25 protein-coding genes are annotated in these 21,476 nt (G+C 35.1%); 8 read left to right on the forward strand and 17 right to left on the reverse strand.

The features are described from left to right. Nucleotides 1-40: 40 nt before the first annotated feature. The gene (locus ACTCAF_RS00490; RefSeq protein ID WP_463061338.1) at nucleotides 41-730 is read right to left on the reverse strand and encodes a PilZ domain-containing protein; all 690 of its coding nucleotides are present in this window, start codon (nucleotides 728-730) and stop codon (nucleotides 41-43) included. Next, entirely contained in the window at nucleotides 730-1,050 is a 321-nt protein-coding gene (locus ACTCAF_RS00495; protein WP_463061339.1) for a hypothetical protein, read from the reverse strand. The genes ACTCAF_RS00490 and ACTCAF_RS00495 overlap by 1 nt, the downstream gene beginning before the upstream one ends. A 336-nt stretch (nucleotides 1,051-1,386) precedes the next feature. Between ACTCAF_RS00495 and ACTCAF_RS00500 the strand changes: the two genes are divergently transcribed. Together ACTCAF_RS00500 and ACTCAF_RS00505 are read left to right on the forward strand one after the other, a co-directional pair. Continuing rightward, nucleotides 1,387-1,521 carry a hypothetical protein gene (locus tag ACTCAF_RS00500; protein WP_463061340.1) on the forward strand — a complete coding sequence of 45 codons (135 nt, stop codon included), beginning with the start codon at nucleotides 1,387-1,389 and terminating at the stop codon, nucleotides 1,519-1,521. A 181-nt stretch (nucleotides 1,522-1,702) separates the two neighbouring features. Next, on the forward strand, nucleotides 1,703-2,389 hold the full coding sequence (locus ACTCAF_RS00505) for a response regulator (RefSeq protein ID WP_463061341.1): 687 nt from the start codon (nucleotides 1,703-1,705) through the stop codon (nucleotides 2,387-2,389). On the opposite strand, the gene trhA is transcribed toward ACTCAF_RS00505, so the two are convergent. Next, the gene (gene trhA, locus ACTCAF_RS00510; RefSeq protein ID WP_463061342.1) at nucleotides 2,390-3,025 is read right to left on the reverse strand and encodes a PAQR family membrane homeostasis protein TrhA; all 636 of its coding nucleotides are present in this window, start codon (nucleotides 3,023-3,025) and stop codon (nucleotides 2,390-2,392) included. Between the two features lie 166 nt (nucleotides 3,026-3,191). On the opposite strand from trhA, the gene ACTCAF_RS00515 reads away from it, so the two are divergent. Both ACTCAF_RS00515 and ACTCAF_RS00520 read left to right on the forward strand, forming a co-directional pair. Further along, nucleotides 3,192-4,028 carry an HDOD domain-containing protein gene (locus ACTCAF_RS00515; protein ID WP_463061343.1) on the forward strand — a complete coding sequence of 279 codons (837 nt, stop codon included), beginning with the start codon at nucleotides 3,192-3,194 and terminating at the stop codon, nucleotides 4,026-4,028. A 7-nt stretch (nucleotides 4,029-4,035) separates the two neighbouring features. Further along, a complete protein-coding gene (locus tag ACTCAF_RS00520; protein WP_463061344.1) occupies nucleotides 4,036-4,485 on the forward strand; it encodes a bacteriohemerythrin in 450 nt (149 codons plus the stop codon). A 19-nt stretch (nucleotides 4,486-4,504) separates the two neighbouring features. Here ACTCAF_RS00520 and ACTCAF_RS00525 read toward each other — a convergent pair whose 3' ends face one another. From ACTCAF_RS00525 to ACTCAF_RS00545, 5 genes are all read right to left on the reverse strand, one after another. Further along, nucleotides 4,505-5,872 (reverse strand): DegQ family serine endoprotease, encoded by a 1,368-nt coding sequence (locus tag ACTCAF_RS00525; protein ID WP_463061345.1) that lies wholly within the window; start codon nucleotides 5,870-5,872, stop codon nucleotides 4,505-4,507. A gap of 1 nt (nucleotide 5,873) precedes the next feature. Then, complete coding sequence (locus ACTCAF_RS00530; protein WP_463061346.1) at nucleotides 5,874-6,602, reverse strand: hypothetical protein; 729 nt, start codon at nucleotides 6,600-6,602, stop codon at nucleotides 5,874-5,876. Beyond that, on the reverse strand, nucleotides 6,599-7,066 hold the full coding sequence (locus ACTCAF_RS00535) for an anti-sigma factor family protein (RefSeq protein WP_463061347.1): 468 nt from the start codon (nucleotides 7,064-7,066) through the stop codon (nucleotides 6,599-6,601). Before ACTCAF_RS00535 ends, ACTCAF_RS00530 begins: the two co-directional genes overlap by 4 nt. Further along, nucleotides 7,044-7,625 (reverse strand): sigma-70 family RNA polymerase sigma factor, encoded by a 582-nt coding sequence (locus ACTCAF_RS00540; RefSeq protein ID WP_463061348.1) that lies wholly within the window; start codon nucleotides 7,623-7,625, stop codon nucleotides 7,044-7,046. Before ACTCAF_RS00540 ends, ACTCAF_RS00535 begins: the two co-directional genes overlap by 23 nt. 66 nt (nucleotides 7,626-7,691) lie before the next feature. Continuing rightward, nucleotides 7,692-9,575 (reverse strand): AMP-dependent synthetase/ligase, encoded by a 1,884-nt coding sequence (locus ACTCAF_RS00545; protein WP_463061349.1) that lies wholly within the window; start codon nucleotides 9,573-9,575, stop codon nucleotides 7,692-7,694. Nucleotides 9,576-10,003: 428 nt separating this feature from the next. Between ACTCAF_RS00545 and ACTCAF_RS00550 the strand changes: the two genes are divergently transcribed. Continuing rightward, on the forward strand, nucleotides 10,004-10,186 hold the full coding sequence (locus ACTCAF_RS00550) for a hypothetical protein (RefSeq protein WP_463061350.1): 183 nt from the start codon (nucleotides 10,004-10,006) through the stop codon (nucleotides 10,184-10,186). Nucleotides 10,187-10,206: 20 nt separating this feature from the next. On the opposite strand, the gene ACTCAF_RS00555 is transcribed toward ACTCAF_RS00550, so the two are convergent. From ACTCAF_RS00555 to rlmB, 9 genes are all read right to left on the reverse strand, one after another. Continuing rightward, nucleotides 10,207-10,470: a DUF1462 family protein gene (locus ACTCAF_RS00555; protein WP_463061412.1), complete on the reverse strand. Its 264-nt coding sequence runs from the start codon at nucleotides 10,468-10,470 to the stop codon at nucleotides 10,207-10,209. Nucleotides 10,471-10,575: 105 nt separating this feature from the next. After that, nucleotides 10,576-11,964, reverse strand: coding sequence for an amidophosphoribosyltransferase (purF, locus tag ACTCAF_RS00560; protein ID WP_463061351.1), 1,389 nt, complete (start codon nucleotides 11,962-11,964; stop codon nucleotides 10,576-10,578). Next, the gene (gene purL / locus ACTCAF_RS00565) at nucleotides 11,961-14,192 is read right to left on the reverse strand and encodes a phosphoribosylformylglycinamidine synthase subunit PurL (protein ID WP_463061352.1); all 2,232 of its coding nucleotides are present in this window, start codon (nucleotides 14,190-14,192) and stop codon (nucleotides 11,961-11,963) included. The genes purF and purL overlap by 4 nt, the downstream gene beginning before the upstream one ends. Then, entirely contained in the window at nucleotides 14,189-14,887 is a 699-nt protein-coding gene (gene purQ / locus ACTCAF_RS00570; RefSeq protein WP_463061353.1) for a phosphoribosylformylglycinamidine synthase subunit PurQ, read from the reverse strand. The genes purL and purQ overlap by 4 nt, the downstream gene beginning before the upstream one ends. 2 nt (nucleotides 14,888-14,889) lie before the next feature. Next, complete coding sequence (gene purS, locus ACTCAF_RS00575; RefSeq protein WP_463061354.1) at nucleotides 14,890-15,126, reverse strand: phosphoribosylformylglycinamidine synthase subunit PurS; 237 nt, start codon at nucleotides 15,124-15,126, stop codon at nucleotides 14,890-14,892. Nucleotides 15,127-15,236: 110 nt separating this feature from the next. Then, nucleotides 15,237-15,902 carry a GntR family transcriptional regulator gene (locus tag ACTCAF_RS00580; protein WP_463061355.1) on the reverse strand — a complete coding sequence of 222 codons (666 nt, stop codon included), beginning with the start codon at nucleotides 15,900-15,902 and terminating at the stop codon, nucleotides 15,237-15,239. Continuing rightward, nucleotides 15,899-16,582, reverse strand: a complete 684-nt coding sequence (locus tag ACTCAF_RS00585; protein WP_463061356.1) for a GntR family transcriptional regulator — start codon at nucleotides 16,580-16,582, stop codon at nucleotides 15,899-15,901. The genes ACTCAF_RS00580 and ACTCAF_RS00585 overlap by 4 nt, the downstream gene beginning before the upstream one ends. Before the next feature lie 188 nt (nucleotides 16,583-16,770). Further along, the gene (locus tag ACTCAF_RS00590; RefSeq protein ID WP_463061357.1) at nucleotides 16,771-16,938 is read right to left on the reverse strand and encodes a hypothetical protein; all 168 of its coding nucleotides are present in this window, start codon (nucleotides 16,936-16,938) and stop codon (nucleotides 16,771-16,773) included. Nucleotides 16,939-16,940: 2 nt separating this feature from the next. Next, on the reverse strand, nucleotides 16,941-17,624 hold the full coding sequence (rlmB, locus tag ACTCAF_RS00595) for a 23S rRNA (guanosine(2251)-2'-O)-methyltransferase RlmB (RefSeq protein WP_463061358.1): 684 nt from the start codon (nucleotides 17,622-17,624) through the stop codon (nucleotides 16,941-16,943). Between the two features lie 77 nt (nucleotides 17,625-17,701). Between rlmB and ACTCAF_RS00600 the strand changes: the two genes are divergently transcribed. The 3 genes from ACTCAF_RS00600 (at nucleotide 17,702) to ileS (ending at nucleotide 21,455) form a co-directional block, all read left to right on the forward strand. Further along, the gene (locus tag ACTCAF_RS00600; protein WP_463061359.1) at nucleotides 17,702-18,124 is read left to right on the forward strand and encodes a nucleoside recognition domain-containing protein; all 423 of its coding nucleotides are present in this window, start codon (nucleotides 17,702-17,704) and stop codon (nucleotides 18,122-18,124) included. After that, nucleotides 18,115-18,552: a nucleoside recognition domain-containing protein gene (locus ACTCAF_RS00605; protein ID WP_463061360.1), complete on the forward strand. Its 438-nt coding sequence runs from the start codon at nucleotides 18,115-18,117 to the stop codon at nucleotides 18,550-18,552. Before ACTCAF_RS00600 ends, ACTCAF_RS00605 begins: the two co-directional genes overlap by 10 nt. A gap of 101 nt (nucleotides 18,553-18,653) precedes the next feature. Further along, a complete protein-coding gene (gene ileS / locus ACTCAF_RS00610; protein ID WP_463061361.1) occupies nucleotides 18,654-21,455 on the forward strand; it encodes an isoleucine--tRNA ligase in 2,802 nt (933 codons plus the stop codon). The last annotated feature ends 21 nt before the right edge of the window (nucleotides 21,456-21,476 follow it).

The following is a 21,476-nucleotide window of genomic DNA, read 5'->3' on the forward strand; positions in this document are numbered from 1 at the left end:
TTTGAATATAACGATTGGAATAATTAAATCAATTGAAAAATCATAAATTGCACTTAAATGTCCTGACCTCTTCTACAAAGTCGGTTATCATTTTAATATCACTATTTTTTGCAATAATAAACTGGACACCGCATTTATAGTGCATTCGCCACATTACTTCACCTATTATTGGAGAAACCTGGGAAAGTTTATAAATATAAACACTTTGAGTATCATCTGGCATCCGCATATAGATATCGTTTTTAAACCTTATTTCAACATTGTCCTGAATATCGGGAATTATATCTTCCAAAGTTTCATCAAATTCCAAACAGCAGCCCTTAGAGCTTATATTTGTTATCCTGGCAGGGTAGTATTTTTCCCAGTCATTATTAAAATCAAGGTCAGATAGCGGCAACACATTTGCATTAAGTATAATGTTTATCCTTGGCTGCATTCTCTTTTCAAAGGCACTTTCCTTAATTATGACAGGTTGAAATTTATATTTGGCATTTTTGCTATATTTTGGGTTGTGCCTGCATTTGTAATTATCACACTTTACACACTGAAGTATAAAATTAATCTCTTTCAACACATCAATGTGTGTAACCCTGTAAAACCTTTCAGGTGTTACACACAAAAGCTCAGAGTTGCCGGTACTCACCTCTTCAAGCCAAAACCCGTAGAGTTTTTTTCCACCCGGCAAAATATAGGCACTGCAGCCAAATGTTTTATAATTTTGCGACGCCATTAAAAGGTTATAACCTGATAGCCTTCTTTGATTAGGTTTGACACGTAATCGCCGACGTATATAACATTTGCACCTTTTTTCTCAAGGCGGTCGGTTATTCCAAATTCATTGGAAACAAATTTACAATAGGCCGTATTCTCCTTATCGTTGATAAGATTAAATAACTCATCATCTTCAAGAAGCAATTTTTCACTCTCACCAAATACCACAAACTTTACATCTTCAAGCCATCCATGTTTTTTTGCATTTAAACCGTACAAAATCCCTGGCTTTAGCTTTTCTTTTTCCCCTGAAGCAAGCCAAATCAATACTTTAGACATAATTTCCTCCTACTTAAAGCAATTGTCAGTTATAATCTTTAAACAATCAAGTAATTGAGCTCTCACAAACTCAGAATCGTCAACAATCAATATTCTTTTTAACATGTTAGAATCTCTTTTGATTTTTTTTGTATTACTGTTATTATTTTATATGGATTATATATTTTTGACAACAGAAATTCATACTTTTTGTATCGATTTTTTAAAAGTTGATACTGTTGCTGAAACTGAAAACATCAAGAAAATCCCGCTGCTGTAAAACCCTCTTATCACTTTTTACTATTTTGACAATAAGATATGTCCAGTATTTGACCTTGGCACACTTTTAATGAAAGTTTGGATAAAATAAATTTTTTAGTTGTTTTGGCAAAAGAAAAGAAAAAAATAACTCTTGCAGCAAAAGAAGTAGATATCATCAAGGAAAAAGATATAAGCTTTGCAAATGCGAAAAATTATCAGGAAAAAAATTAAAGTACTCACATATTCTTGAGGAGTCCTTAAATGGATAAAAATATTTCAAGTTGTAAGACTGACGCAATTAAATTGACCTTACCGTTAAAATTTATATATCATTAGGTGATATATTTGATGAGCAGATAATCACGAAATCTGCTGTTAGGTTTAGAAACAGCCTTATCCACGGAGACAATTTATGAGATATAAGTACAAAATAGTGGCAATTGATGATGACAAAACCGTCCTTGAGGCTTTAAAGGCCAATATTTCCAAGCAGACTGTATTTGACTTTAAAGGGTTTGATAATTTTGACGATGCTCTAAAATATCTAAAAGATAACAAGGCTGACCTGATACTCCTTGATATAATTATGCCTGGTAAAAACGGATTTGAATGCTTTACCATCCTGAGAAAAGACAAAGATTTGATGGAGATACCTGTAATATTTCTCACTGTCAGCGCCGATGAAGAGACAGTCAATACCGCTTTTGAATTGGGTGCGGAAGACTATGTAGTCAAGTCAAAGTATGAGGCAGAGCTTCTTGCAAGGATAAAGAGAATTTTGGCGGAAAAAGATGCAAGAGAAAAACTTATGCAGTATGAAAAGGATAAGGTAGTGTTGCAGTTTGCAGGCTCGGTAGCACACCATTTCAATCAGCCTCTTACGGCACTTACGATGATTAATCCGATTTTGCAGGAGCTTATGTCAACAAAATACCCAGAAGCCTACGAATCTATAAAAAAATATCTTAACTTTATCGATGAAGCTACAGAGAGGCTAACAGAGCTGGTAGCCAACAAACTCAGAAAATATTCTACCATAGAATATATTCAAAATATTGATATTTTGGATATTGACCAGCTTGACAAAAAACAGCAGTAATTACGTATAAAAATAAACCGATACAAAATGGGCTGTTGTCCCCAATATAACAAAAATATGCCAAATTTCATGAAAGCCAAATACCCCAGGAATGGGATTTGGCTTTTTAATTGCGTAAATTACGGCGCCAACTGTATAAAAAATTCCGCCTGCAACAAGCCATAACAATCCAGAAGCGCTTAAGTTTTTATAAATTGGATATATGGCTACAATTACAATCCACCCCATTATCAGATAAATTGACGTGTAAAGTATCCGGGGAGCATTTATAAAAAAAAGTTTGAAGATAAGTCCAGAAAGTGCAAGCCCCCAAATCGTGCCAAATATTGACCACCCCCATCCGCCATTTAACGTTATAAGGCAAAACGGAGTGTAAGTGCCTGCAATCATAAAGAAAATCATAATATGGTCAACTTTTTTCAAGATTAATTTTGCTTTTGTATTTTTAGGAATCAGGTGATAAAATCCACTTGCAAGATAAAGCAAAATCATAGAAGCGCCAAATATGGAGTAAGAAACAATGTGATAAGGGCTACTAAGCCTCACACCTTTAAAAATGGCAACAACCGTCAAAAAAACGGCAACGGCAGCATACAACAAATGCGTTAGGGAGCTTACCAATTCTTCTCTTTCCATACTTAGATATTAAATAATATTGACATAATGTCAAGAGCAGATGAATAGCCATTCAAACTATATTGGACGATTAAATAAATTTTATTTAAGAGATTAACAAGATTTACATTTGAAAATTACATAAAAGATGTAGTATAATTTTAAAGAAAAAGTAAGAGGATGGAGTATGAATGATAATTTGCAAAAAAAGATACTTGATAAAGTAAAGACATTGCCGCCTATGCCACAGATTGCCGCAAAAGTCATACAAATATGCGAAAAACCTAATTTTAATTTTTCCGAAGTTATAATGCTGGTATCAAAAGATATAAGCCTTACAAGCTCAATATTAAAATTTGCAAATTCTGCCGCATTCTCTCCTGTTTCAGAAGTTACAGATTTAAGGCAAGCTACCACCTATATCGGTGTAAACAACTTGAAAAACCTTGTTATATCTATATCATTAAAATCTGTTTACAATAAAACTTTTGACTTTATATCTCAAAAAATATGGGAGCATTCAATAGCTGTATCCATATTCTCAAGACTTCTTGCCCTTTTGAAAAAGCCTGAAATTGCCACTGAAGTGTTTACCCTTGGAATGATGCACGATATCGGGCAGATAATATTTAAAACTTCCGTGCCAGAGTACAGTGAATTTGTTGAAACGGCTTTCAACAACAATATCCCTCTATCAGAAATCGAAAAAAATTTTATAGGATTTGACCATGCCGAGCTTGGCGGATACACAATGAAAACATGGAAAATGCCTCATCTTTTTATTGACGTGGTCTATTTTCACCATCAATATTTACAATCAAAATTCAAAGACCACAGTGTCATACTTACTTACGCCAATAATATTGTAAAGTCTCTTTCTGACTGCATAGACAAAGTAATAAACGAGGCTGATATTGAATATTGTGAAGAGGTTTTGAAAATATCAAAAGCTGAAAAAGACGAGCTTATCAATAATTTTATGGAAATTTACAAAAAAGAAAAAGAAATTTTTGAATTAAAGTGAGGAAATTATGAAAATTTTCTGGACAGATGACTTAAGTGTAGGCTTTAAAGCTATTGATGACCAGCATAAGACACTGATTAATATTATCAATAAATTTGCCAACGCACTCCTTGAAGGTGAAGGTGCCGAATCTATAGAAAGTGTTGTAAATTTCCTTGATTTATATACAAAAGTACATTTTGCCACTGAAGAAAAATATATGGATGCTTTTAATTACCCTGATATTGCAATACATAAGTCAGAACACAAAAAGCTCATAGACTATATTGATGAACTTCAATCAAAGGTCTATACGAATATAAACAATCATAAACTTGCACTTGATTTGTGTAATGAGCTAAAAGATTGGTATGTCAATCACATTGGTAAAATAGACAAGACACTTGGAAGTTTCTTGAAAATCAAAAAAGCCGAGAGAAATGAAATTATAGAAAAGAAAATGAAGGGCAGCTTATAAGTGCTGCCCCACTTGTTTGCTACTTATCTTTATTGTATGCGATAAATCTGCTGCCTTGAGACGAAACTACTTTCAAACCCACCACTTCATCCACTTTTATTGAATCATAAATTTTATAAAAATCATCAGCATCTTTTACCTCTTTCCTGTTAATCCACACAATAATATCCCCTTTTCTAAGACCTGCCTCATAAGCATTTGAAGTCTCTTTTACATCAACAACTTTAACGCCATAGTTTAAATTCAGGCTTCTTTTTTCATTTTCTGATAAATCCTGAACACTAACAGGCACATCATCTCTTATTTCAGGATTACCAGCAGTCACTGTGCTTTTTCTCTCCCCAAGCTTTACTTTAACATCAATCTTCTTACCATCTCTTAAGATTTTTAATGTAACCGTGTCACCAGGTGATTTTGAGCCAATTATGTTTATAAGCTCTTTATGATCTTCGAGTTTTTTATCATCAACAGCCAATATTATATCCCCAGCCTTTACGCCAGCCCTGTCTGCAGGGTCACCTTTAATTACATCCGCTACCAAAGCACCTTGTGGTTTATCAAGACCAAATGTTTTGGCCAGCTTGTCATCCATTTCCTGAAGACTTACTCCAAGCCACCCTCTTTTTACTTCCCCTTTCTTCAACTTTGGCAAAAGCTCTTTTAACATATTGACAGGTATAGCAAATCCAAGCCCTTGTCCTGAGGGGATAATCGCAGTGTTGATACCTATAACTTCGCCTTCAAGGTTTACCAGAGGGCCGCCGCTGTTTCCTGGATTAATTGATGCGTCGGTCTGCATAAAATTATCATATGGTCCCTCGCCAAGCTCTCTTCCTTTTGCGCTTATTATCCCAGCAGTAACAGTCCATGAAAGACCAAATGGATTACCGATAGCCACTACCCAATCACCCACTTCTATTTTGTCAGAATCTCCAAGCTTGATTTCATGAAGCTCCTCTTTTGACGGGTCGATTTTCAACAGTGCAAGGTCTGTCAGGGGATCACGACCAACTACTTTAGCAGGTATCTCATTGTCGTCAGTAAATTTTATAAGTATCTCATCAGCGCCATCAATAACATGGTTATTTGTTACTATATAACCTTCTTTAGCATCAATGACAAAACCTGAACCAAGCGATTTGGATTTATATTCCCTCGGGATATTATTATGAAACTCCTTAAACTGGTCACCAAAAAATTTTCTGAAAATATCATCATTGAAAAAATCGGGAATCGCCTTACGCTTTACAATTTTCGTGGTACTAATGTTTACCACACTGTTTTTGGTCTTTTTCACAACATCTGAAAAAGAATCAGGCGTAAAAGCATGGCTTTGGGTCACAACAAACATCACCATCAACAGCAATACACCAACTAATTTTCTCATACTAATTTCCTCCTTTTATATCCAACTTCTTATTATTTATAAATTTAATTACATTGTCCATTTCATTGTAAGGAATTGTCCCAACTACTGTATATGTAGCATTATCATAATTTACAGAGTAAACATAATTTCCCAAAATGATTCTTTTCACCTGCTCTTTCATAACTGCCGGAACAGTTATAAAAACGCTGAAAGTATTTACTCCATCATCATAAAGGATATGAACCGCTCCATTTTTTAACCTCTTTATGTATTTTACATCAAACCCCTTGTATGTAAGCTCGCTATAGTCTGACCGGCTCACATTTGTTTCATCCGAAAATTCAAAATTATGCTTATCCGGCACATCTGCAGCATGTCCATAGGCATACATAAGTTTTCCTTTCAAGTCGTAAACCTCTTTTCTTACAACGAAATTTTCAGAAAGCCATAATGTCTGACTAAAACGATCCTTCAAAACAGAAAAAAGTTCATAAACATTTACCGATTTACCGTTAAATTTAATGTCAGGTTTTTTACGGATGTTATAAAATTCTTTTTTTGCATTGTTTATATCGAAAATTAGATCCTGATACCTGCTGAATATAAAATGCAGGTTTTTGTTTATGTTTTCTATTTCTGAAAATTCAAAAGTTGAATAGTGAGAATCATCTACGGCAATTTTAAAAAAGATTCTGTCAGCAAATAAAAATTGCGGCAGAAACAGAAAAAGCAATAATAAGTATCTCATTTTTCATAAACAACACTTGAAACATTAATTGTATTCACATTATTAAAATTACTTCTGTCAAGATGCTCGAGGACAAGCTCCTTCAACTTTTCTTCAGAAGCGGTCTCAATATTTTTATTTGTATTGTCAGCCATATAACTACCTTTAAAATTACTCTCATAAAGTAAAGCCGAAATACCTAAAATTGCAAAAACAATTGATGCGGCTACAAAATAAGGTAATCTTCTTTTTTTGGTTTTTGCAGTGACACTTATCTTTGACATAACTGAAGAGGTCACATCAATTTTATAGGCGTTAACGGGATAAGAAGATTTTACAAAATCTTTCAGTTTAAGCTCGTTAAGGTAAAATTTTTTACAATCAGGACAATCAGCTATATGTTCAAGGACTTCACTGACAAGTGATTCGGCAAGAACATTGTCTGCATAATCTGCAATTAATTTACGATACTTTAGACACTTCATCAGCCAACCCCTGCCTTATTAGTCTTTGTTTTATAAATTGTCTTGCGTTAAACAGCCTCGAACGTACAGTCCCAATAGGAATATTGAGCATTTCAGCTATCTCTTCATATGAATAATCTTCAACTTCACGAAGTAAAATAACTGTCCTGAGTTTATCGGGCAGTGCATCTACAAACTTTCTTACATACCTTTTCATCTCCTCTGTAAGAAGCTCCTCTTCGGGATTTGAATAATCTGAAAGCCTTTCAAAAAATGAGTCGGAACTTTCATCATCCTCTTTTTCCATATCCACAACCCGCTTATTTCTATCAAAATACATAAGGGCATTATTTATGGCTATCCTCTTTATCCATGCATAAAAATGTTCTTTGTTTTTAAGCATATCCAATTTTTCAAAAGCCTTTACAAAGGCCTCCTGGACAAACTCTTCCGCCAGGTTGTAATCTTTAGTTATATTTATCAGAGTAGAAAATAACTGCTGTTGATATTTAACCACAAGAAGCTCAAAAAGCTCTGTCTTGCCTGAAAGAATCTTCTCAATTATCTGTACGTCAGTCAATTTGTCCTCCTAAGTAACTGATATTTTGATTCAGAGTTTTAATAAAAGTTCAAACATTTTTCTTCATCAATGAAAAAGTTTGTCTATTATTTCTCTGTATTTCTTTTCAATATAGTGCCTTTTTTTCTTTAATGTGTTGGTAAGCTCTTCGCCCAATTTAAATTCTTTATCCAGAAAGAAAATATTATGAATTTTTTCATATGGCTTAAACCCCTTTTTAGAATGAAGAAGTTTGTTGAATTCACTTTTAATCTTCTCTATTATCTCTTTATCATTCAAGCTTTTTATTGATTCACTCATTTTATTATATTTCTTCTCAAGAAACTCCTTCATACTTTCAACATCCGGGACAATTAACGCCCCAAGCCCTTTTTTGTCCTGACCAACAAGCACGGCATCCTTTACAAATGGCAATTGGGAAATCTCCGACTCAATCCTCGAAGGGTCGATATTTTCACCGCTTGAAAGTACAATTATCTCCTTAGAACGTCCTGTAATTATAAGCTCACCCGTTATAGTAAGCATCCCCAGATCACCTGTTTTGAAAAAACCATCTTCTGTAAAAGATTTTTTATTCTCCTCTTCGTTTTTATAATAGCCTGGCATTACCTGCGGACCTTTTACAAGGATTTCACCCTGGACACCAGGTGGCAACTCATTACCATTTTCATCTACAATCTTTACAATAGTGTTTGGCAAAGGTTTGCCAAGTGTACCAAAAATATCACAATCCAAACCTCTGCCCGCAATCCCCGGAGCACTTTCCGTCATTCCGTAAGCGTTTACTATCCTTATACCGAGTGCATCAATCCATTCGTCAAGGTAAGCTGGCAAACTCCCGCCGCCGCTTACAGCAAGTCTCAGCCTGCCACCAAATTTTTCCTGAACAGCCTTAAACTTTTTTCTTGCAAGAAGGTTTGGCACAAAGAGAAATGCCAATTTTATCATTGCAATAGACTTTTTAAATACATTTCCGGGAAAAAATTCTTTTTTTAATTTAGGCAGTTTATCTTTTAGTATCCTCATATTTTTATTGTATTGGGCAGCAACTTTTATCAGTATGTTAAAAATTTTATGTTTTAATTTGGATTGTTTTGCAAGAACAGAGTTTATCCTTGTATAAAGGGATTCCCATACCCTCGGTACTGTGGCCACAACCGTCGGTCTGAATTCTTCCAGATCAGAAGCAAATGTTTTAACTGAGCTATAAAGGGTCGAACACCCATTTGCAACTGCAACATGCTCCACAACCCTTTCAAAAATATGCCATGCAGGAAGTATTGACACAAAACTGTCATCTTCTCTAAGCCCTACAATACCCGGGATAACTTTAAGATTGGCAAGAAAATTCTTATTGGTAAGAATTACCCCTTTAGGCACTCCGGTGGTACCTGAAGTATATATCAAAGTAAATGGATCTTCCATATTCGTAATATTTCTTCTTGATAAAAACTCATTTAGATCGTCATCAGTGTACTCTCTCTTTTTAAGAATCTCATTGTAAGAATAAATATTGCTGAAGGTTTTGTGAAGGCTTTGGCCTTCTATAACAAAAATATTTTTTAATTTTATACGTTCAAAAATCTCACTATGCTGGCTAAATAAATTTTCAGTTTCTATTATTGCATATCTTACTTCAGAGTGTTTTACAATAAAATCAAGTTCTTTAGTCGGGGTATCACTGCCTCTGGGCACACTAATAGCACCAAGACTTATTAAAGCAAAATCACTTACAATCCATGCATATCTGTTGTCAGATAGCAATAACACCTTAGTTCCCTTTTTCACCCCTTTTTCCATAAAAGCTTTTGACAAAATCAATACATCTTCAAAAAGCTTCTGATAGGTTATTTCTACTTTTTTCTCCCCTATCCTGTAAATAAAAGCTGTCTTACTTTTATTTTTTTCATAAGAATATAGAAATACCTGAAAAATATTTGAATAATTCATAAACTACACCATTTGTTTTTTTCTATTAGTTAACTTATCAAAACAAAATAATCAACAAAAATCATATAACTTGCTTAAGATTATTAAAAAAAAACATTTGTAATAAAATTCAAACAGTAATATAAGAAGTTATGAGCAAAAAAAATGCTTGAACTTGTTCTTGACTTTCGTAAGAGATGCCATAATCTGCATTGACAATATTGGCAAAATCTCAATATGGAATAAGGCAGTCGAAAGATAGAATTTATACCTGGTAGTAATATTGAAAACATCTTTGCCAACCCTGTACAGATTGATCAGATTTTGCTCAATTTTTGCACAAATGCAAGAGATGCGATAGAATGTGATGGAAAGATAATCATTTCTACCGAATGCTTGGCTTCAAAGACAATGGAAAAGGGATTGAAAAAAAAACATAAAAAAGATTTTTGAACCATTTTTTACTACCAAAAAGGGAGGCAAAGGTTACAGGCTTTGGCGTTGCATCCGGGCATGCAAAAGATGTTGCTTATCAATATGGAAATCTCAATGAAAGCACAAATTTTATTCAAAAGCCATTTAATTTAAAAATTCTAAAAGATAAAATAGCTGAAATACTTATAAATAAATAAAAAAAGCGACCAGAGGCCGCTCATGGTGTCACATTTAGTTTATCTATAATTTTACTGTATATCTTTTCTGCTTCCTCATCCCCCCAGCAAAGAGGTTTGCCATTAAGTGTGACATAAGGCAGGGGGAGTCTATTTTCAACAATAGTATTAACATCATCGATATAATCCAACACTTCCGGTGAAGAGATATCCACATAGTGAATATCAAAATTATTCACACCAAGCTTTTTGGATAAAAGTGCATCCAATTCATTTGCAAGTTCAAAGTATGGGTCGGTCTTAATCCCGCAACCTGCAGGAAAATATGAAGGGCTTCAACCTGATACAAAGTCCATACTCGTACCGAAAAGTCTTATCTTGTTTTTTTCTTCCATTTTGTCCCTCCTTGCTTATTTTTCCTTGGGATTATACTCATCGGTTTCAAGATGCATAGTAGGATAATCGCCGCTGAAACAAGCATCGCAATAACTCATCCCCTCAACGCAACTGCAAAGCCCCTGCAGACTGAGATAACCAAGACTGTCTGCAGTTATATATTTTCTAATTTCGTCCAGGTCGTGTGTTGAGGCAATTAGCTCTTTTCTTGTAGGTGTGTCTATACCATAAAAACAAGGGAATTTTGTCGGCGGAGAAGACACTCTAAAATGCACCTCTTTTGCTCCGGCCTCTCTTAACATTTTTACAATCTTTCTGCTGGTTGTCCCTCTAACTATTGAATCATCAACAACCACTACCCTTTTTCCGTTTATAACTGACTTTACCGGATTTAATTTAATTTTTACCCCAAAATGTCTGATAGACTGAGCAGGCTCTATAAATGTCCTGCCTACATAATGATTTCTAATAAGGCCAAGCTCAAAAGGAATTCCGCTTTTTTCAGAATAACCTAAAGTGGCAACAATCCCTGAGTCCGGGACAGGGACAACAATATCTGCGTCAATAGGATTTTCCTCCGCAAGCTTTGCACCCATTTTTTTTCTGATATCATAAACATACTGACTGAATATCATAGAATCAGGTCTGGCAAAATAAATAAATTCAAAAATACATGGTTTTGGAACAATTTCCTCAAAAGGTTTAAGACTCTTGATTCCATCTTCACCTATTATTATCATTTCCCCTGGCTCTATCTCACGGATAAACTCTGCCTCTATCAAATCAAGTGCACAGGTTTCACTTACCAAAACATAGCCAGTTCTTTTTTTGCCAAGAATTAGAGGCCTTATTCCAAGAGGGTCTCTTATGCCAATCATATGGTTTTTGGTCATAAAAATTATCGAATAGGCACCTTTTAGCTGTTTAAGAGAATCAATTATGGCATCTTCAAGGGTCTTCATTTCACTTTTTGCAATCAGGTGAATTATTATTTCACTGTCTGAGGTAGAAGTAAAAATAGCACCATTCTTTACAAGCCTTTCTCTTATCTTATAAGCATTTACAATATTTCCATTATGTGCAAGTGCCACCTGCCCTTTATTAATCTCAGCTACAATGGGCTGGGTGTTTTTAAGAAGATTGGCACCGGAAGTGGAATATCTGTTATGCCCTATTGCCACATCACCCTGAAGTTTCATCAACTTATCTTCAGAAAAAATATCATTTACAAGGCCAAGCCCTTTTTCGGCATGAATTTGCCCATGTTTTAGGGCAGCAATACCTGCTCCTTCCTGACCTCTATGCTGAAGAGCGTATAGGCAAAGATAAACAAGGTTTGCCGCCTCGCTATCTCCGTAGACGCCGGCCACACCACATTCTTCTTTAAATTTATCAAAAATCATTGCATCTTACCTTTTATAGCATTTTCATAAATATACTTGGCAGCAAGAATATTTACATCTATTATCTTTCGGCCTTTATTCCTAATGGAAATAAAATTACCAACCGTTTTTCCTGCAATCATGTAAAAAAGCCCATATTTCTTAAGAAGTTCTTCTACTTTCTCAAGATTAAGAGAGCTTACCTCAATGATTGCCCTTGCCTGACTTTCAGAAAATAGCAAAAAGTCATCTCTCACATCCTCATTGAAACTAACCTCACAACCTATTTCATTCTCAAAAGTCATCTCAGCCAGTGCGACGGCAAAGCCACCTTCGGAGATATCGTGAGCAGAATTTAGCAATTTCCTTCCGGAAGCATCAACCATAAAATCTATAAGTTTTTTCTCAGCATCGAGTTCTACTTCCGGAGCATCACCTGCTACCAAATTATGACAAACTTTCAGGTATTCGCTTGCGCCAATTTCATATTTATCCTTGCCAACCACAATAATGTGGCTATTGAAACTTTTAAAAGAAGATTTCAGCGTATTTTTCACATCATCAATAGCACCTACCATTACAATTGTTGGGGTAGGATATACACCTTTACCTTCTGTTTCATTGTAAAAACTTACGTTTCCGCTTACCACAGGTGTATCAAGGGCAAGACAGGCTTCCTTCATACCTTCAAGAGCTTCTACAAATTGCCACATTATCTCAGGCTTTTCAGGATTACCAAAATTAAGACAATTTGTAATGGCAAGCGGTTTTGCACCGCTCATTGCAACATTTCTTGCAGCCTCTACAACTGCAAGGCTTCCACCTTTCTTAGGATTTACATAACAATATCTTGGATTGCAATCGCTTGAAAGCGCTATCCCTTTTCTTGATTCCTTGATTCTGATTACTGCTGCATCCGAGCCTGGTATCACAACAGTATTTGTTCTGACCATATAATCGTATTGTTCAAAAACCCACCTTTTGGAAGCAATGTTTTGACTATTTAGAAGGTTGAAAAGGCAGGTGTTAAGATCATCAATCTTTTTCAGCTTTAACGGAGAAAAGCTTCTTAAATCTTCAATATATTCAGGTTTTTTATATGGTCTGTCGTAAACAGGGGCATTGTTTGAAAGAGGATCAGCAGGTAAAAAGGCCACTTCCTCGCCATTCCAGAATAATCTTACAAAGCCATCGTCTGTAACCTCACCAATTATTGCAACATCAAGATCCCACTTTTTAAAAATTTCGATTACTTTTTCTTCAAACCCTTTTTTGGCAACCATCAGCATTCTTTCTTGAGACTCAGAAAGCATTATTTCGTAAGGTGTCATCCCCTTTTCCCTTACAGGGACTTTGTCAAGGTAAAGCTTTACCCCTGAGCCCGATTTGGATGCCATTTCAAAAGATGAGCTTGTAAGCCCTGCTGCACCCATATCTTGAATGCCGATTATATACTCGTTTTTCATAAGCTCAAGACACGCTTCAAGAAGGAGCTTTTCTTTAAATGGGTCGCCAATCTGTACGTTTGGCCTTTTGCTTTCAGAATCGGCACTAAATTCTTCACTTGCCATCGTGGCACCGTGGATACCATCTCGTCCCGTCTTAGCACCCACATAAATTATCGGATTGCCCACCCCTTCAGCCTTTGCCAGAAATATTTTATCTTTCTTCACAATACCCAATGCAAAGGCATTTACCAGAGGATTTTTTTGATAACATTCGTCAAAGAAAACTTCTCCACCTACCGTAGGCACCCCAAAACAGTTTCCATAACCAGCAATACCGGCAACAACGCCATCCATGATTTTTATTGTTTCGTCATTATCCAGTGTCCCAAACCTGAGAGAGTTCATTGCTGCAACAGGCCTTGCGCCCATGGTAAACACATCTCTTAAGATTCCTCCAACACCCGTAGCGGCACCCTGATACGGCTCTATGTAAGAAGGGTGGTTGTGGCTTTCTACCTTGAAGCAGGCACAGATATCACCATCAATTTCAATAATCCCTGCATTCTCTCCCGGCCCCTGAACAACACATTTTCCTTGGGTAGGAAGCTTTTTGAGGTGAATTTTACTGCTTTTATAACTACAATGCTCGCTCCACATCGAAGAAATAATTCCGATTTCTATATAATTTGGATTCCTGCCAAGAATTTTTTTGGCAAGTTCATATTCCTCAGTTTTCAGTCCCATCTCTTTTGCAATTTTTTCATCAACATCTGGGTAATTAAAAGAATTATATACGCTCATATTCCACCTTTAAGATACTTCTTGACGGAGTTGAATATATGAAATCCATCCATATTGCCCAAAATCTCCTCTGCACACCTTTCAGGATGGGGCATCATTCCAAGTACATTCCCTTTTTTATTGACAATTCCGGCAATATTATCCACAGAGCCGTTTGGATTTGCATCATCGAAAGTCTCCCCGGTTTCGCTGCAATATCTGAAAACTACCTGTTCGTTTTCAATCAGTTCATTAAGACCTTTCTCATCTATAAAATAATTACCGTCCATATGGGCAATGGGTATTTTAATAATCTCTCCCGGCGTATAAAATCTTGTAAAAGGTGTGTTTACATTGCTCACAACAAGATTTACGTTTTTACATATAAATTTAAGATCCCTGTTTCTTAAAAGTGCTCCCGGCAATAACCTGGTTTCAGTAAGCACCTGGAAACCGTTGCAAATACCAAGCACAAGGCCACCTTTCTCTGCAAACTCAACCACAGAATCAATAATCTCTGAATGACTTGCAATAGCCCCGCATCTTAAATAATCTCCATAAGAAAATCCACCCGGCAATACTATAAAATCAACCCCTTTTAAATCTCTCTCTTTGTGCCACAAAAATACAGTGTCCACTTCCAAAACATGCTTCAAAACGTGATAGCAGTCATGGTCACAATTTGAACCGGGAAAAACAACTACCCCTGCTTTCATAATTATTCACCTACTTCAATGCTGTATTCTTCAATAATTGGGTTTGCAAGCATCTTTTTTGAGATTTCATCAATCTTTTCATTAAGGTTTTCTGTCTTGGAAACCTCAAGCTCAAAGATTTTTCCAACCCTAACGCTATCAATAAAATCATAGCCGTTTCTCTTTGCTGACTGCAATATAGCTTCACCCTGAGGGTCCAATACCGTCTCTTTAAGTTTAACATAAACCTTTATTTTCATCTGCATACCTCGAGTTTTTCTTAAAACTTAGCACAAAATAAGGAAAGTGTCATTGATTTTTTGCTCCAAATTCAATCAATAAGGTTTAGGAACAAAATTATTAAAAATTACTAAACGACCTTGCCTGAAACTTTGTTTAGAATAAAGTTCCAACCATTTTTAATATGTTTTTCGACCAATTTTTCTACTCTGTCTGCATCCCTCTCTTCAAAGGCCTCAATAATCTCTTTATGTTCTTCAATAACTTTAGAAATCCTCCCTGTCTCAGTAAAAGAATATGCGGTAGCTCGTTTAAACTGTCTGAGCAGGCTCTCAAGAAACCTTACCAGTCTTGAATTATTGCATTTGCTTATAAATAGATTGTGAAACTCTGAATTAAGCTTGATAAGATTGGCAACATTTCGTGTCAATGAATATTTTTCCATTTTGTCATTAATATCTTTCAATTTGGCAATATCTTCAAAACTAAGATTTTTTATTGCAAGCTTTGCAGCAAGAGACTCAAGCTTCATCTTCAAAACAAATATGTCATCCACATCCTTGTCCGTTACTACCGAAACTACTGCCCCGCGCCTTGGAAAAATTTCCACAAAGCCTTCCATTTCAAGCAGTCTCAGTGCCTCTCTTATGGGAGTCCTGCTTATGCCAAGCATTTCTGAAAGCTTTGGCTCTGTGAGCCTGTCACCTGCTTTCAAAGTACCATTTAGAATATATCCTCTAATTGTTTCAGCAATCTTTTCACTCAATGTTGTATTGTCGATAGATATGTCTTTCATAAGCCATTATCCTCTTTATTTATGAATTTTCTTAAATATCTCCAGCTGCTGTTGATGTGCTCTCTGACAGTGTTTTCAGCCAGTACTGAATCTTTTTTCTCAAAAGCTTCAATAATTTTTAAATGTTCGACATAGGCATCTCTTGACCTGTCCGCCTTAGCCACAAGAATACCTTTAAATCTTTGAAAATTCTTTGATAAACCTTCGAGTATTTCAATCAACTTATTATTTTTACTGGCAAGAATAAAAACATTATGAAAATCAACATTATATGACAAATACTCTTCCACTATATTTTTACTGCTATTTGACAAACTGAAAAATTTTTCATTTATTTTTTTTAGCTTTTCAATCTCCTCCGTCCCCATATTCAATGTTGCCTGACTTGCCGCAAGTCCCTCAAGATTAGCTTTGATTGCATAAAGATCGTCCAAATCTTTCAAGGTTATTCTTTTGACAACAGCTCCACGTCGTGGAACAATCTCAATAAAACCTTCACTTTCAAGCTGCCTTAACGCTTCCCTGATTGGAGTCCTGCTTATTCCAAGAGTCTCAGCGAGTTTAGGCTCTACAAGTCTCTCTCCATCAGTATAAACACCTTTAATTATATCTGACCTGATTCTGTCAGCTATTATTTCCCTTAAAGGCTTTGCATCATAATAGTAAATTTCCTGTGCCACATCAAAATCCTTGTCATGTTTAGTAAAATTGTATTCTGTATACAGTATGCAAATATACTATAACATTATTTTATCGTCAATAGATTTTTTTCTTTTAAATTAGGAATTTAAATTAAACACAATCTATACAACAACAAATAAGTTACATAAAAATAACTGTTATTGTTTTTTTTAATTTCACTTGAAGTTTAATTTTCACCATTTTTTAAGAAACTGTAAAGGTGATAAGCACAGTCAGGACCAACAAGTTTTTTTACCATCGAAGTCTTTAATTTAACTTTCTTTTTGAGAATCAATTCTTTGTATTTGTATTTTTTGGCAATAAGTTGCGCTTTGTCAGACAATTCTTTTTCCATATTTATTTACTCAGCTCATAAAAAATAATAGCAGCACTTTGAGAAGCGTTTAGAGAATCGATTTCAGATTTCATTGGTATCTTGAATATCACATCAGCTCTCTTTAGCACATTTGGACGCACCCCTTTGCCTTCAGAGCCGATAACAATTGCTTTTTTACCATCATTTTTTATTTGATAAATATCTACATTCGTGTTCACATCGGCAGCATACACAAAAAAACCTATTTTTTTCAGTTCATCAAGAGTTTTGGCTATATTTGTAACCTCAATAATCTTTGAATATATCAAGCTGCCGGCACTTGTCTTAAAAACAGTGGGTGTAATTTTGCACTGGTTATCCTTTGCAATTATAAAATATCTTACGCCAAAACAGTGGCCTGCTCTTAAAATTGCTCCGAAATTATGGGGATCCTGTATATGATCCAAGACTCCGATGCAAGATTCATTCCTCAAACTTTCCAAAACATCATAAAAGTCATATACCAAAAAATCGATATCAGCAACAACACCTTGATTTTTTTCGGGAAACTTAACATCAAACTCATCCTTTTTCATTACATTGACTTTAACTTTTCCAAGATTTATTTCTCGTATATTTGATGTACCTTCCCTGATTATTATTTCATTTATTTTTATTTTTGCCTTTAACGCTTCAATTAAAGCATTTTTTCCATATATCAGCATATTATCCTCTTTAATTTAACAATAATTTACAATATTAATCTTTACAAAAAAATATTTTTAACTATAAGCTTTTTTCCATGTTAATATTAGAGCATATATCAAAAGGTTTCAACAACGGAATTAAAATCAGCAAAAAAATTGTGATATTTACATTCCCTTTTTACATAGCCGTTGATCTTCTTAAGCAACTTGAAATACTTGATAAAATAGGTTCTTTTTTTTCACCGGTGATGAAACTAATCGGACTTCCGGGCGAAGCATCCATTGCAATTATCTCCGGTATGACGCTTAATCTATATGCTGCCATTGCGGCAATAGGCCCGCTTGATTTAAATGCAAAGCAGATTACAATTATGGGATTATTTTTAGGGATTGCTCACAATCTCATCATTGAAACCGTAATACTTACAAGAACAGGGATAAAGGCTTTACCTGTATTGTCAGTTAGATTCTTGATGGCCTTTTTTGCTGCATTTATAGTAAACGTGTTATGGATATAAATTTAATTGAGCCGTTAAAAAATGCTTTTATGTTGTGTCTGAAACTTACACTTATAATTGTAACATTAATGGTGATTTACGAATTCTACGAAAACTCAAGGCTATATAAATTATCTCAAAAAGTACTGAACAAACCGTTTTACAAACTTGGAATAGACTCAAATGCTTCGATAACAATGGTTGTGGGATTAGTATTGGGGATAGCATACGGAGCTGGCATTTTGATAAAAAACGCCATATCCGGAAATATGACTCAAAAAGAGATAGTCCTGACTTCATTATTTTTAAGTGTATGTCATGCAGTATTTGAAGACACACTACTTTTCGTAGCTGTTGGTGCAAACGGTTTCATAATTATTGGTATGCGGATTATATTGGCATTTTTAATGATTATTGTACTTAATTACTATTATTTAAAGAACAGATAGTAAACATAACCTGTATTTTTAAAAAATAATCCTCATTTCTCTTGATAAATTAAGGTTTTAGTGCTAAAAATCACCCTCAAATAAAATTTTAAGAGGGTAAAATGGAGTATAAAGACACCTTAAATCTGCCTAAGACCGATTTTCCTATGAAAGCAAACCTTAGCAACAGTGAGCCCGAAAGGATTAAAAAGTGGGAAAACGATAAACTTTACCAAAAAATCGTCGAATCAAGAGATAAAAATAAAAAATACATACTTCACGACGGCCCCCCTTACGCAAACGGCCACATACATATTGGTCACGCACTGAATAAAATTTTGAAAGATTTTATTATTAAAGTAAAAACACTCCAAGGTTACTACACCCCTTATGTGCCTGGCTGGGATTGTCATGGTTTACCGATTGAGCATCAGGTAGATAAAATGCTCGGCAAAAAGAAATATGAAATGGAAAAATCCCAGATAAGGAAAGAGTGCAGAAAATACGCTGAAAAATTTATTGATATACAAAGGGACGAATTCAAAAGGCTCGGAGTCCTTGGTGACTGGGAAAATCCTTATATCACAATGGATTATGTATATGAAGCTGTTACACTAAAAGAATTATATAAGTTTTTTAAGAATAAAGGGGTCTATAAAGGACTAAAGCCTGTTTATTGGTGTACAAGTTGCGTGACTGCGTTGGCTGAAGCTGAAGTAGAGTACGACAATCATACATCAAACTCAATCTACGTAAAATTTCCTGTAAGAACAAATACTGCAAAAGAGTTAGGTATACCCGAAAACACAAGTGTAGTAATATGGACAACTACACCATGGACATTGCCTGCAAACCTGGGGCTTGCATTTAATCCGGAGTACAAATACTCGCTTATAAAGATTAACGATACAGAAAATAAAAATCTCTCAAAAGGAGAACATATAATAGTTGCAAACGAACTGCTTGAAAAATTAACAGAAATTTTCAGCATCAGCTCTTACGAAAAAGTTAAAAGCTTTAGCGGCTCTGATTTCGAAAGAAAAACCGCCAAACACCCGTTTTATGACAGAGATTCATTAATGATACTTGGTGACCATGTAACTCTTGAACAGGGTACAGGAATTGTTCACACTGCACCTGGTCATGGTCAGGAAGACTACGAAGTAGGCTTGAAATATGGTTTGGAAATCTTAAACCCTGTTGATGACAATGGTTTTTTCAAAAAAGATACAGAGATATTTGCCGGAGAACATATAGTAAAAGCAAATGATAAAATAATTGCTTATATGGATGAAAATGGTACCCTTTTAAACTCTGGAAAAGTTGACCACTCTTACCCTCACTGTTGGAGATGTAAAAATCCAGTTGTTTTCAGAGCTACGCCACAATGGTTTATTTCGATGGAACAAAATAATTTAAGAGACAAGACTTTGGAAGAGATTAAAAAGATTAAATGGATTCCAGCCTGGGGTGAAAACAGAATTACGGCTATGATTGAAAATAGACCTGACTGGTGTATTTCAAGACAAAGAACATGGGGTGTACCGATAGCGGTATTTTTGTGTCAGGAGTGTGGCGAAATTATTATCAATGATGAAATAATGGATAAAGTTTACAATGCATTTCTAAAGCAAGGTGCAGACGCATGGTTTGACCATGACAATGAATACTTCTTGGGTAAAGACTTTAAATGCCCACACTGTGACTCAGAAAAAATAAGAAAAGAAACTGATATTTTGGATGTTTGGTTTGACTCTGGCGTCAGTCACGCTGCGGTATGTGAAACAAGAGAAGAGTTGGGCTGGCCTGCCAATATGTATCTTGAAGGAAGTGATCAGCACAGAGGATGGTTTCACAGCACCATTTTAGAAAGTGTCGGGACACGAGGAAAAGCACCATATTCAGAAGTACTAACCCATGGTTTTGTGGTTGATGGTAGCGGTAAAAAAATGTCAAAATCGCTTGGAAACGTTGTCACACCTGAGGAAATAATCAAGAAATATGGTGCGGAAATTTTGAGACTTTGGGTAGCTGCAGAAGATTATACTGAAGACGTCAGGATATCTCAAAACATTATCACAAGACTTGTAGAATCATATAGAAAAATTAGAAACTCTTCAAAGTATATCCTTGGCAATATTTCTGACTTTAATCCTGATACCGATATGGTAGATTTTGAAAACTTGCTTGATATAGACAAATATATGTTAATGAAATGGCAAAAAGTTAAGAGTAAAGTATATGAAGCCTTTGATAAATACCAGTTCCATATTTTTTATCATACGCTTAACAACTTTTGCATTAATGACTTATCTGCGTTTTATCACGATATAATTAAAGACAGACTATACTGTTATAAAAAAGATTCAAATTTTAGAAGGTCTGCTCAAACAGTAAACTTTGTCATACTGAAAGAGCTTTGCGTGCTAATGTCACCTATTCTTTCTTTTACTGCCGATGAAGTCTGGGAATATTTGCCGGAATTTAAAGGTAAATCAAGGTATGTTTTTACTGAACATTTTGCTCCCGTAGATGAATCAATATTTGATGATAAACTTTATAAAAAATGGGAAACAATTTACGAAATAAAAAAAGATGTAAATAAAGCTCTCGAACTAAAAAGAGTTGAAAAGGTTATTGGCCATCCACTTGATGCCAAAGTAACAATTGGAGCAAGTGATGATATACTCTCTATTCTTAAAGCTGATGAGGGGATAGAAAAGATATTCATTGTTTCAGAAGTTGTGTTGAAGAAATTTGAAGAGGTTGAAGAGGGATTTATCCCTGAAAACAGAAAACTTAAAATTGCTGTAGAGGCATCAAATAATGAAAAATGCGAAAGATGCTGGATAAAATCTGAAACTGTTGGTAAGTTTGAAGACCACAAGACTATCTGTGAGAGATGCTATAACGAAATTTCTTAAATTTTTTAGGGGCTTTGCGCC

The organism is Deferrivibrio sp. (assembly GCF_055117995.1).